Here is an 11,893-nt window from a genome sequence, read left to right on the forward strand (position 1 = left end):
CATGACATCGAGTAGCTTGTCGCTGGACAGTGCTAGGTGAAGGGTGCGGCCGAAGGTCTTGAGCCGCTCATAGAATTCGTGCCGCAGCGGTTCATCAAACAGATGCTGCTCCAACGCCTCCATGTCATTTTTCCTGGCGATGGCGTTAAACAGATCCCATACATGGCTCCACCGTCCCGGGAGCAAGCGAATCTGTTCGCGGATGTCCACTACAGCCCCTGCGATCTCCTTGGGATCAAAGTCGCCGAGTGCGCTGTAGGCCGTCAGCGCTTGATCCAGCTCGCCGAGGAGACCCTCGTAATCCAACACGTAGCCGAACTGTTTCTCGGCCTTCTCGTCGGAGAAAAGCCTGTTAACGCGGGCCACGGCTTGGAGCAAGGTATGTTCCCGCAGTGGTTTGCAGAGATATAGAACCGTATTGCGAGGGGCATCGAATCCGGTGAGTAACTTGGACACCACGATGATGATCTCGGGTCCGCCTGAGCCCTTGAACTGTTTGATGAGTTGCTCGTTGTAGTTGGCCTCGCTGCCGTACCGAGCCATCTGCGACTCCCAAAAGCGTTGCACAATTCCCCTGGATTCCGCATCCACTTCTTCGCGGTCTTCCGCCTCATCGGGCGGGGAGATAATCACCTCGCTGGTGACGTGGCCGATCTCATCGAGTTCGTGCTTGAAGCGGATGGCTGCGGCCTTGTTCGGCGCCACTAGCTGTGCCTTAAATCCACTGCCCTGCCAGCTTTGCCGGTAATGCTCGGAAATGTCGAAGGCCTTGGCCCGGACTGCCTGAGCTGTCTTTCCAAGGACGTCGGCGCGGCTGAACTTTCGCTTGAGGTCGCGTTTTTGCTCGTCCGTCAGCCCGGCGCTAATTTTCTCGAACCAGGCGTCAATCACACCGGCGGTAATTTGCTGCTCTACCAAGCGGCCCTCGTACAGGATGGGCACCACGGAGCGGTCCCGTACTGCCTCGTCAATGGTGTAGCTGTGGATGATCCCGCCAAAGGTGTTCGCGGTGTTTCGCTCCCGTTTCAGCAACGGTGTTCCGGTGAACCCCAGATAGCAGGCGTTGGGCAGAACACGGCGCATGGCCACGTGGAACTGCCCGTAGCCGCCGTAGCGGCCGGTCTGGCTGCGGTGGCTCTCGTCCACAAGAACAAAGATGTCGCGGGACTCATCCCGGCCTTCGCGGCTGGCCGCGCCGTCGAATTTATTGATGAGTGTGGTAATCAGGGGCGCATGGTCGCGTATGAGTTCGCCGAGGTGTTTGCCGCTCTTGGCGCGGACGGGTTCTAACTCGCAGGCGAGAAAGGTATCGCGGATCTGTTTGTCCAGATCGTCGCGATCCGTGACGATGATCATCTGCGGGTTGGTGACGCGGGGGTCCAGAGCCAGGGCTTTGCCGAGCATCACCATCGTGAGTGATTTCCCCGAGCCTTGGGTGTGCCAGATGACGCCACCGTTGCGGCGTTCCTCATGGCCAGCCGTCAGTACGCGTTCCACGGTCTTGCGCACGGCAAAGTACTGCTGGTGCCTGGCAATCTTGCGGACCCCGGCGTCGAATACGGTGAAGCGGCGCACAAGATCCAGTAGCCGTTCGGGTCGGCACAGTGCGTACAGTAGGCGGTCTTGTTGACTGACAGTCCGCCCCGCTATGAGCGGCTGAATGACCGCGTCGGTATCCTCGGCGTCATGCCAGCTGGCCCAGAACTTCCGCTTTGTTCCAACGGTCGCATATAAAGCCTCCTGCCGATTGGCCGATATAAGCAGTTGGGCATAGTGAAAAAGGTGCGGAATGCCGTCGCTGTTTTGGTACCCGATCAGCTGGCTACCGGCCTTTTTAAGTTCCTCCGTGGGCCGCTTGTTTTCGATGATGATGAACGGAATGCCGTTAACATAGCCGACGACGTCGAGCCGCTGGGTTGCACTGCTTCCGGTGCGTTCCACGCGCATCTCAGTTGTGACGTGGAAGACGTTGTTGCCGGGGGTATGCCAGTCTATGTAGCGGAGTGAGTAGCTCTTACTGTCGCCGCCCACGGTCTTAGTTATGGTGGTGCCGAGGATGAGCCGGTCGTAGACCTCCAGGTTGGCCGCCTGAAGTCCTTTGGCCTGTTCCAGCTCTGGCCCGAGACGACGCACGGCCTCTTCCGCGTCGGCGACGTCAAAGGGGTACTGGCGTTTTTTGTGGGTGAACTGGTTGATTTTGAGAAGCTGCGCGGTGAGGATTCCGGTGAACAGCACATTGCTCTGCTTGCCGCCGCGCTCTTTCAGAGCCTCGGTGGGCGTGAGCTGGGTGAAGCCAAGGGCTTCCAGCAGTTGCACAGCCGGGCCTTGAGACTGGCTTAGCTCTGAGGCGTCGAAAGTCTCGTTAGTCATCTTCGTGTCCCCTTGGATAGGTCTCGGTAGCAACGTTTACAGACACCTGCCCAGCGAGTAGTTTCTGCATGAGCCCGCGCTTCTGGGTGCGCAGGAGCTCTGTTTTGCGCTGCGCTGCAGCTATTTCTTCCCGAGATGCAGTCAGGAGTGCGGCCAGGTCACTCTGCTCTGCCGGGTTACCCGGCAGGTTGAGGTGTCCGCTGAGAAATCCCTGGTTGGTAATGGAGATCGTGTTTTTTGCGCCCTTCTGCACCAGCGGGCTGAGATAATTTTGCACTGTCCTTGGGGATTCGAAATATGCATCCAGAATCACGCCGAGCTCATAGTTTTGAGGCGTAAACACGCCGTATAGCGGCGACACGATAACGGGACCCGGGGCTGAACTGCGTTTAATAATGCCGAGTGGGAAATCACCTGTCGGACTTTTCGTGTAAACGATATCGCCCGCGTTGACGAGGTTGTAGTGATCAGTATTTGCTGCGGCAAAGGATCGGCCGAGGTGCTCCATCTGATTCACGAGTCCCTTGTGGACAGAAACCGAGAACACCTCCTCCGAACCAGTCGAGCGCTTCTTATGCTCCCGAAGAACTTCGCTCAATCGTGTCCTAGACCACGACCCAGCATGCCCACCGATGCGCACTCGACCAGTCAGGAGCTCCATACGAAGCCAGCTACGACGCGTCTGAAGCCGGGAGACGTATGCCTCTATCAGCTCGATCGCCTTATCCCAGGTGCGGAGGATTTCAGCAATCTTCCGTTGTTCGGAAATAGGAGGCAAGGGAATAGTCAAAGATTCCAAATCTTCACGATTAATTTTTGGGATTCCTGTTCGGAATGATCGTCTAGTCGCGTTATCGACAAATGCCTCAGATGCGAGTACATGGTAAACAAAATCCCGATCAGCTCTAGCTGGCTCTCGGACCCACATAGGGTACATGTCCGCGCTACATATCCCACTGAAATCCGGCAGCCCGACTTTGTTGAGTGCCGGTCGAATCTTCGAATACAAGATAGACGTTTCATTAAAGGCATACTTTCCTGAGACAAGCTTCAGATCCTTCGCACTCCGGATGCTCGACTTAATAATTCCGCCGCCCTGACGAATGTTCTCCGGCCCAATATGTGGCATTTCTGAATATTTTGAATGGAGCGGAGAAACCTGACCACTTGCGATGCGGAGAATCTCGCCAATCTCGATTTGCGGCCAGTGGTGAGAGTATGTCATTTGCCCCACCTTTCACGTTTCCCAAGTTGACGCGACTCTACAGAGCCTGCCTTGCCTCCGGCCGCCACTTCGGCCGTCCTGCGTGTTGCTTCAATTTCCCTGTGCCCCATAATTTCGGTAGACCGCTCCGGCCACTCAACCATTGATGCCCAGCTCCTTCAGGTAAGCGGCCATGCGGGTACGGACTTTCACCAGTTCGGCTTCAATCTGCTCTATTTCACGCTGTACGGCGGCTACATCAATTTCCGTCCCGGCTTCGAAGGTATCGATGTAGCGAGGGATGTTGAGGTTGAAATCGTTCTCCCGGATCTCCTCGCGAAGTACCAGGCGCGAGTACCGCTCAGTCTCGGTCCGGTCACGGTACGTCTCGATGATCCGCTCAATATGTTGCTCGTCTAGCAGGTTCTGCGCCTTGGCCGGAGTGAAGTCCCGGCTGGCATCAATGAACAGGACGTCATCGCGATCCTCGTTAGCTCCGCCCTTTTCACGCGAACGGTCGAAGATCAGTATGGCCACGGGTATGCCGGTCGTGGTGAACAGATTCGCTGGCAGTCCGACTACCGTGTCCAGAAGATTCTCTTCGATCAGCGACTCCCTGATGCGACCTTCGGAACCGGCCCGGAACAACACGCCGTGCGGAACGATCACCGCAACCCGGCCCGTCTGTCGTCGTGCTGATTCGATCATGTGCGAAATAAAGGCGTAATCGCCCTTGCTCTTGGGCGGGACTCCGCGCCAGAACCGGCCCCACCGGTCCGACGCCGCAACCTCGGCTCCCCACTTGTCCAGGGAGAATGGGGGATTGGCCACCACCACATCGAACTGTCTGAGCTGATCGCCTTCCAAGAGCTTAGGGTCGTTGAGGGTATCGCCCCACTCGATGTGCGCACTGTCATTGGCGTGCATGAACATATTCATGCGGGCCAGCGCCCACGTGGAGCCGTTGACCTCCTGGCCAAAGAGCTCGTAGTTGTTGCTGCCCACCTGGGCAGCCGTCTGGATGAGCAGCGAGCCCGATCCACATGCTGGATCGTAGATGCTGCTTTCCTCGCGGGGCGCAGCAAGACGGGCCAACAGCTCAGACACGGAGCGCGGCGTGTAGAACTCCCCCGCCTTCTTGCCAGCGTCCGAGGCGAACCGCGAAATGAGGTAGATGTAGGTTTCACCGATGATGTCATCGCTCACCCGCGACGGGCGAAGGTCCAGTTCTGGCTTGGCGAAGTCCTCCAACAGGTTCTTCAGGCGCCGGTTGCGGTCCTTGGGCTGTCCCAGGTTTGCCTCGGAGTTGAAGTCAATGTTTCGGAAAACGCCCGCCAGCTTTGCCCTGTTGTCCTCCTCGATGGCTTCCAGCGCTACATTGATCAGCTCGCCGATATTGTCCGCGTTCCGGTTGGCGTACAGGTGGTTGAACGTTGACGTTTTATGCAGCGGGAACCGCTCGCGCTTCAGCAGTGACTCCACCCGCTCAGGGTTGCCCTCAAACTGCTTCTGGTATTTCTCCTCGTGTTCGGTCCAAACATCGGAGATGTATTTCACGAAGAGCATTACCAGGATGTAGTCCTTGTACTGCGTGGCATCAACCACGCCACGGAACGTGTCGCAGGCTGCCCAAGCGGCATTGTTGATTTGGTCTTGGGTGACTTGGTCCTTCACCCCGCTCGAGAGGCGGGTGCTTTGCTGCTCGGTCATTTGCGGTCTGCTTTCGTGTGGGGCTGCCCCGAAAGGGCAGCAGCGGTCAACTGGGTTTGCCGAAGCGTGTGCTGACACTCCGTCAAGCGGTGCATCAGCTTTGCTTCGCGTGTGGCGAGTTGTGCAGCGTCGGCGATGAGGCGCTGTTGCGCAAGCGACGGCAGCTGCAGGGGAACCGATTCGAGCGTCGCCTTGGCCACCATCTGGATGGACTGCCCCTGGGCGGCACGCCGCAGGTGCGTCTGTGAATCCGGCTGATTCAGCCACCATGCGAGGAAATCCGGATTGTAAATGTCAGTGGTCGGCCGGATGATGAAGAGCGGCAGAACAGCTACGGCTGGTTCCGCCAAATCGTCCGGGACGGCCCAAGCGATAGTCGCTTGGCCGCGTGAGCGAAGGAGGACGTCGCCACGGGAGACCCGATAGCGGGGATGTGGAGATGGAATCCGGGCCATGCCGCGCACCTCCAAGTTGCTGTCGATAGAGAGGTCCGCCATTTGAATTGCCAGTACACCACCGGTACTCGTGCTGAGGCGTTCTCGGGTTGTCAGTCCCGATGTAATTCTTGCTACATCTGCCAGCTCCATCGTTTTCTCCTCAGTAGTATGACTACTGAAGGCTATCACTATTTTCTGTAGTCGCACTACTGATGACTGCGCAGTGTGCTCCTACTGTCTACCGGCGCATGAAACAAGCAGCCAAGGCTCTAACTCAGCCCCTTGGGGTCGCCCGCAACATCGTGTAGGCGCGCCTGCGTCACCTTACTGAGGGCGAGGTATTGGCCCCTACAGTCGCCGAGTAGACCCTTGCGCTTTGGGCTATGACCTCACCGCGTTAGTCGAATTGTCCATCCGTCAAGACAGCGGCGATGAGGCGCGAGGCGCACTCCAGAGATTCCGGGAATCATCGAAATCCACTCCCCCACCGGTGACGCCAACCTCCGCCTGCGGATCGTGGCCCGAGACACGACGGACCTGCACCGCATCACCAACCTCCTACTCGAGACGCCAGGGGTCCTGCGGACCAGCACCGCGATCTCCCTGGTCGAAGAAATGCTTCTACGACTCACCGACCTACTACACCGGAGGGTGGAGCATCTGCAACCAACCAGGAAGGCCGGCATCTACTCCCCAGCCCAGGAACGGACCAAGGACACACCGCCAACCACTGCGACAAAGCCCACCATCCTGACTAGAACTCACACACACAATCCAGGTTCTACAACTGTGAGGATGGGACCACTGTGGGCGTTTGGGTGTACCCAAACGCAACGCCTTTTAGTGAGTGGCAGCACCCGACCCAAGAGGAGCTTCACGCGTCCGGCGTCAAAGTTGTTTCGTCGGCGACGTACGACATGATTGGGAACTGTGTAGTGGCAGGGTCAAGCCCTTGGAGCCGCTACCAAAACCACGCATTGGTTAGTACAGGCCAGTCGACCGAAATGGGGCGGAAATGACGCAGAGCGCAGAAGCATGGCTGAACACGACCACAGACACCTGGGTGCCATCACCCGCCCAGTTCACGGGCGCACGGACTCACCGAACAGAAATTGAAAACAAGCTCAACGCATCGCTCGGGATCTTCCGAATGTTTGAGATCGGATCCCTTCGCCATGGCACCGGCATCTGGAAGCACAGCGACGCCGATTACCTGGTCTCCCTGAAGGGGTCTCGACCCGAGTCCCAGTTGACGACCCTCAACAAGGTGAAGGCGGCACTGCAGGCCCGATACCCCAACACACTGGTCGTCACGCGGCAGCCCGCCGTCGTGTGCCGGTTCAGTGATGGCGACGTAGAGGTCGTTCCCGGCTTCTACTCAGACAGCGGCTATCTGATCCCGGACCCGACTGGCGGATGGATGAAGACCTTCCCCGAGGAGCACAACAAATACGTCGGCGAAGTGAACAAGAAGCACAACGGTGCCGCGAAGAAGCTGGCTCGGCAGATTAAGATCTGGAAATACCGGCGCAACGTCCCGGTTTCCTCCTGCTACCTCGAAATGCGCGCAGCGAAGCACCTCGATGGCGAGTCGACCTACCTGCCGGTAATGGACCTGCATCTCGCCCTCAAAAAGATTTTCGATGCGAACCTCGCGGCGATGAACGATCCCACGGGACTCGGATCACGCTTCACCGCGACATCATCAACGGGCAGCCAGGTAGACGCCTTGTCGAAGCTCGAGACCGCCGTAGCCCGCGCGGGCAAGGCCCGGGAATACGAGCGGGCAGACAATCAGGAAAAAGCCATCGAGCAACTGAAGCTGCTGTTCAATCTCTGACCCGCGATGAGTTCACACGATTACCAGCCCCCGTCCAGTGCAACGATCGCTCATCGACAGAATGACGAACGTGCCCTGCAACTCCTTCTAGCGCAGCGCAGGTTTTACAACCGGGCGAAGCGTTGGCAGAGCCTTCGATGGATCGGGATCCTCGTCATCGGTCTCGGCGGACCGTTCTTCTCACTCCTCGCTCCTACAGTTGCTGTCTCCGTCGCTGCCGTCACCGGCGTCTGGCTCTTCGCCGGCCGCACCGTCCTTGCTCTGCTTGAGAACCACACCATGCTCAAGGCCGCGTGCGTGCAGGAGGAGCTGGATCAGTATCTCTTCGACATGCCAGATACCATCGATCGCTCAGGTCGGCCAACGCCCGAAGACATTGCGCTCATCGCCGCCGATAAGAAGCCACTTCAGGACGTGGCGAAAAAGGAGAAACTCGTCGACTGGTACACCGTCGACACCGACAGTCCTGGAACCACGACCATAGCCATCGCCCAACGCAGCAATGCCGCCTACACAGACAGGCTTATCCGCACAACGGTCACTGTGTGGGCTGCCGCTGCGATCCTCTGGCTCGCCGGTCTCATTACCTGGGCGAGCATCAGCGAAATTACCCTCGCCACTTTCCTCCTGGGAGCTCTCTTCCCCGTTTTGCCGGCGTTCCTCGATGTATCCGAGTACGTCATGAACACGTGGAAAGCCGCCCGCGACCGAGCCGACCTCGCGGCAACAATCGGGAGGCGCTTTTCCCGGCGAGACCAGTCCATCGAGCCGCAGGATCTTCTCGTCTGGCAGGAACGTCTTTTTGACCTCCGTCGCACCACCCCTCAAGTGCCGAACTGGCTATACAAGATCACCCGTGCACGCAATGAACGTGCGATGAAACAGACCGCGAGTCACTTGCGACACCAGAGCGCCGACTGATGCCATGAACTAGTGACGGGTGCGCGGCGGGGAGGAGCGGCTAGCACTAACACCCCGAGGCGGGCGCAACTCAAACGCTTCGAGTTAGCGCGGACGCTCTTTCCGGCTCGTGGGAGGGATCCCTTTGATGATTAGGTGTGCGGGAAGACCTGTGTCTGAAGTGGCGGTTTTAGGATGAACCATGGCCCAGACAAGTGAAGCCAGTGCGGACTGTTCATGTTGTGGTCGGCATCTGGCCCTGAAAAAACTACATGCACTAGCGAACGGCGCGGCTTACATCTGCCGACCGTGCGGACTGTGGGTTGCTGTCCGTCTCCGTTGAAATCGCCCCGCTCGATGGTGATTATCCCGAACCCGGCTTTTGACCTTCCCCTCTAGTTGTACTGACCGGACACGTTGATCGATAGACAAGTCGCCACCGTGATGCCTCACGGTCAAGTCCCCGGGAAGTGATCCCCCGTGCCTCATGTAAAAGTCCCCGCGAAACAGGTCCGGGTCAGCCGTAGAGTTTGATCCAATCGGCCTCGGGCATTGCCCGAGCGGCTTGGTCCTCGAGCTCCCGCTCCAGGCGCCGAGTCGGGATCGCGGCCAAGGCGATCAGCCGTTGCTGGATCGTGTCGATCTCAGCGGCGATCTCAACGACGTTCAGCGAGGCCTTGTAGGTGGCCAGCTCCTGCTGTTGGGCTGGGTTGAGGACTCCGGCATCGAATAGCCGCTGGTAGGGGGTGCGGGGTTTGTCGTAGACCCGGCGACGACGCCCGATGGCATCGGCGGTGTAGCCGGTGGGCTTGGTGGTGGGGGTGAAGTAGTTCAGCCGGTCACAGACCAGGTCCCAGAGTCTGTTAAGTAGTTCGCGTTGGATCGCGGTGTCGTAGCGGTAGTAGAACCCGTAGCGGCGGACCAGGTGGTTGTTCTTCGACTCGATGGTGGCCTGATCGTTCTTCTGATACGGCCGGGACCGGGTGTAGAAGATCTTCCGCTCAGCAGACCAACCCAACACCTGGTGGTTGATGAACTCGCTGCCGTTGTCGGAGTCGATGCCGGTGACCATAAACGGCACCGTGGTGATGAACTCCTCAAAGGCGGCGACGATGTTGACCATCGCGTTATTGCGGATCGCGCGGGTGAAGACCCACCCGGTATGCATATCGGTGAAGTTCACCGTCCGGGCGAACTCACCCTTCAAAGTCGGCCCGCAGTGGGCCACGGTGTCGACTTCGAAGAACCCTGGTTCGGCTTCGATTTCATCGCCTGCTTTGCGCACACTGATGGAGTTGCGCAGCAGTTTGCCCGGTTTGGTGGCGGACTTCCCTCGGATAGGGTCCCTGGCCTTCGCTGGTGCCAGGTACCGATCGATGGTGGCTGCGCTCATGGCCAGCAGTTCAGTCCGGACCTGCTGGCTATAGCGGTCTTGGCCAGGAACCAGGGCCCTGGCGGCTTCCATCGCCTGGATCCAGTCAGCCATTGAGGCGGCGAGGTATTTGCCGCAGATACCCCCGGCGGTGGCCCACACGTGCTGTAAGACTTTGATCGCGTCGTAGGAGTACTTCCGGCCCCGGCTCTTGCGCCGATCGATCACTGCCACAGTGGCGGTAGCGCGTCCTCTGGGCTGGGTCAGCCGGCGTCGTAGCTGCTGGCGGGCATGATCCCGGTTCCAGCCGGTGACCTCGACCAGTTGGTCCAGAATCTTCGACTTGTCCTTCTTCGAAGCGGCCTCGTAGGCGGCAGCGTATTTCTTGGTGATCTCGACCCTGGTGGCCAACGAGACATCCTTATCCGGCATACCCCATCGTCGCCGAACCCCACCCCGTCCTTTGCCGGGGACTTTTCTATGAGGCACGACCCCTGGCTACGCGGGGACTTTCTCTGAGTCTCGTCGGCCACTTGTGACAGAAGGCCACGCTTGTCTATAGTGTGGGTATGACAGTTTCACTGGATGTTGCCCTGCCGCGCACGGACCTGTCGGCGCGGGATCACGCGCGGATGCTTGCTCCGTTGTTGAAGCCTTTGTCAGACGAGAACAGACTGATGATCGTGCTGACGCTTGCGGCGGGGGCGTGCTCGAACAAGAAGTTGCAGGAGGCCACCGGGTTGAGCCAGGCGCTGGTGAGTCACCATGTGGCAGCCTTGCGGCAAGCGCAGCTGATCAGTGTGCGGGCCGAGGGCCGGTCCAACATCTACGCGCTGTGTTGTGAGCAGTTGGCGGCGCCGGTGCAGTGGCTCGCTCACTTGGCGACTCTCACTCCAGAGGGACAGAAGGCGTGCTGCACTGCCCCAGCAGGGGAGGGTCAGGCATCGACTGAGGGTGCTGCGCGGTGATTCATGCGGTACAGACCTTCGGGTTGATCCTGGTCGAGTTGCTCGTCCTGTTCTCGCTGATCTCGGTGCTCGTTGCGCTGGTGAACCGGCGGTTCGGGCCGGATCGGATCCAGAGCTGGATGGCCGATGGGCGCCTTCCCGGCCCGCTCAAGGGGCTACTGCTGGGGGCGATCACGCCGTTCTGTTCCTGTTCGACGCTGCCGGTGCTGGCTGGGATGTTGAAGTCGGGGGTGGCGTTCCGGACGTCGATGACCTTCCTGATCTCGTCACCGCTGCTGGATCCCATCATCGTGGCCGGGGTGGTGCTGCTGTTCGACTGGCGTATCGCGTTGGTCTACACGGTGGTCACCGCCGCATGGTCCCTGCTCGCCCCCCTAGTATGGGAACGACTCGGCATGGCCAGCCAGCTCAAGCGAGTCAAGGTCGTCGGCGACGACAGCACCCCCCACCCCTGGGCAGGCCTGCGCAACGAGATCCGGCCCGCACTCGGCGAGGCCTGGGCCGATCTGAGACCGCTGCTCGTCCCGATGGTGCTGGGTGTCTCGGTCGGTGCATTTATCTACGGTTTCGTGCCTCAGGACCAACTCGCCGCGGTCGCTGGCGACGACAAACCGTGGGCCGTGCCGTTGGCCGCCGTGCTTGGCGTTCCGTTTTACGTGCGTATCGAGACGATGCTGCCCATCGGCTTGGCCCTCAGCTCGACCGGCATGGGGCTAGGTGCAGTGTTCGCGCTGATGATCGGCGGCGCCGGAGCCTCGATCCCCGAGATCTCGATGCTCACCGCCTTGTTCAAGCCCCGACTGGTCGTCACTTTCGTGGTCACTGTCATCGGCACGGCCATCGCCGCCGGCTACCTCATCCCACTGATCGCCTGACCCAACCACCACATTCCCAACCACACGAGGAGAACAAGCAACCATGGGACTCAAGGACCTCTTCACCGCACGCAAGCAGGACAGCAGTTGCTGCGGGGCCCAGATCGTGCCCGACGATGACGACCAGCCCCAGAGCGAGCAGGGAACACCCACCGAGACGGCTGCCTCTTCAGCGCCGAACAGCGAGGACACGGACGGCAACTGACATACCGAATCG

At 59.4% G+C, this 11,893-nt stretch carries 11 protein-coding genes; 6 read left to right on the forward strand and 5 right to left on the reverse strand.

Annotated features, from left to right (window positions below; all coding sequences use genetic code 11):
• From AC1MFI_RS17540 to AC1MFI_RS17555, 4 genes are all read right to left on the reverse strand, one after another.
• A partial coding sequence (locus AC1MFI_RS17540) for a type I restriction endonuclease subunit R (RefSeq protein ID WP_479821010.1) occupies positions 1 to 2,370 on the reverse strand: 2,370 nt, incomplete at its 3' end.
• Positions 2,363 to 3,595, reverse strand: a complete 1,233-nt coding sequence (locus AC1MFI_RS17545; RefSeq protein ID WP_479821012.1) for a restriction endonuclease subunit S — start codon at positions 3,593 to 3,595, stop codon at positions 2,363 to 2,365. The genes AC1MFI_RS17540 and AC1MFI_RS17545, both read right to left, overlap by 8 nt.
• 135 nt (positions 3,596 to 3,730) lie before the next feature.
• On the reverse strand, positions 3,731 to 5,248 hold the full coding sequence (locus AC1MFI_RS17550; protein ID WP_479821282.1) for a type I restriction-modification system subunit M: 1,518 nt from the start codon (positions 5,246 to 5,248) through the stop codon (positions 3,731 to 3,733).
• A 32-nt stretch (positions 5,249 to 5,280) separates the two neighbouring features.
• Entirely contained in the window at positions 5,281 to 5,871 is a 591-nt protein-coding gene (locus AC1MFI_RS17555) for a restriction endonuclease subunit S domain-containing protein (protein WP_479821014.1), read from the reverse strand.
• Positions 5,872 to 6,228: 357 nt separating this feature from the next.
• Between AC1MFI_RS17555 and AC1MFI_RS17560 the strand changes: the two genes are divergently transcribed.
• The 3 genes from AC1MFI_RS17560 (at position 6,229) to AC1MFI_RS17570 (ending at position 8,482) form a co-directional block, all read left to right on the forward strand.
• Entirely contained in the window at positions 6,229 to 6,642 is a 414-nt protein-coding gene (locus tag AC1MFI_RS17560) for a hypothetical protein (protein WP_479821283.1), read from the forward strand.
• 94 nt (positions 6,643 to 6,736) lie between these two features.
• Positions 6,737 to 7,561 carry an SMODS domain-containing nucleotidyltransferase gene (locus AC1MFI_RS17565; protein WP_479821016.1) on the forward strand — a complete coding sequence of 275 codons (825 nt, stop codon included), beginning with the start codon at positions 6,737 to 6,739 and terminating at the stop codon, positions 7,559 to 7,561.
• Positions 7,562 to 7,567: 6 nt separating this feature from the next.
• Entirely contained in the window at positions 7,568 to 8,482 is a 915-nt protein-coding gene (locus AC1MFI_RS17570) for an S-4TM family putative pore-forming effector (RefSeq protein WP_479821018.1), read from the forward strand.
• 496 nt (positions 8,483 to 8,978) lie between these two features.
• Here AC1MFI_RS17570 and AC1MFI_RS17575 read toward each other — a convergent pair whose 3' ends face one another.
• The gene (locus AC1MFI_RS17575; protein ID WP_479816192.1) at positions 8,979 to 10,244 is read right to left on the reverse strand and encodes a DDE-type integrase/transposase/recombinase; all 1,266 of its coding nucleotides are present in this window, start codon (positions 10,242 to 10,244) and stop codon (positions 8,979 to 8,981) included.
• 158 nt (positions 10,245 to 10,402) lie between these two features.
• Here AC1MFI_RS17575 and AC1MFI_RS17580 point away from each other — a divergent pair, with 158 nt between their 5' ends.
• The 3 genes from AC1MFI_RS17580 to AC1MFI_RS17590 are packed head-to-tail and all read left to right on the forward strand — an operon-like array spanning position 10,403 to position 11,881.
• Positions 10,403 to 10,801, forward strand: coding sequence for an ArsR/SmtB family transcription factor (locus AC1MFI_RS17580; RefSeq protein ID WP_048896403.1), 399 nt, complete (start codon positions 10,403 to 10,405; stop codon positions 10,799 to 10,801).
• Positions 10,798 to 11,676, forward strand: coding sequence for a permease (locus tag AC1MFI_RS17585; protein ID WP_196597475.1), 879 nt, complete (start codon positions 10,798 to 10,800; stop codon positions 11,674 to 11,676). Before AC1MFI_RS17580 ends, AC1MFI_RS17585 begins: the two co-directional genes overlap by 4 nt.
• Before the next feature lie 43 nt (positions 11,677 to 11,719).
• Positions 11,720 to 11,881 (forward strand): hypothetical protein, encoded by a 162-nt coding sequence (locus AC1MFI_RS17590; protein ID WP_154676754.1) that lies wholly within the window; start codon positions 11,720 to 11,722, stop codon positions 11,879 to 11,881.
• Positions 11,882 to 11,893 lie beyond the last annotated feature (12 nt).

Source organism: Arthrobacter sp. BC5 (genome assembly GCF_056680255.1).

Excerpts from the sequence above, each read along its gene's own strand:
- AC1MFI_RS17545 (WP_479821012.1), bottom strand. The coding sequence starts at position 3,595 with ATGACATACTCTCACCACTGGCCGCAAATCGAGATTGGCGAGATTCTC.
- AC1MFI_RS17555 (WP_479821014.1), bottom strand. The coding sequence starts at position 5,871 with ATGGAGCTGGCAGATGTAGCAAGAATTACATCGGGACTGACAACCCGA.
- AC1MFI_RS17565 (WP_479821016.1), top strand. The coding sequence starts at position 6,737 with ATGACGCAGAGCGCAGAAGCATGGCTGAACACGACCACAGACACCTGG.
- AC1MFI_RS17570 (WP_479821018.1), top strand. The coding sequence starts at position 7,568 with ATGAGTTCACACGATTACCAGCCCCCGTCCAGTGCAACGATCGCTCAT.
- AC1MFI_RS17580 (WP_048896403.1), top strand. The coding sequence starts at position 10,403 with ATGACAGTTTCACTGGATGTTGCCCTGCCGCGCACGGACCTGTCGGCG.
- AC1MFI_RS17590 (WP_154676754.1), top strand. The coding sequence starts at position 11,720 with ATGGGACTCAAGGACCTCTTCACCGCACGCAAGCAGGACAGCAGTTGC.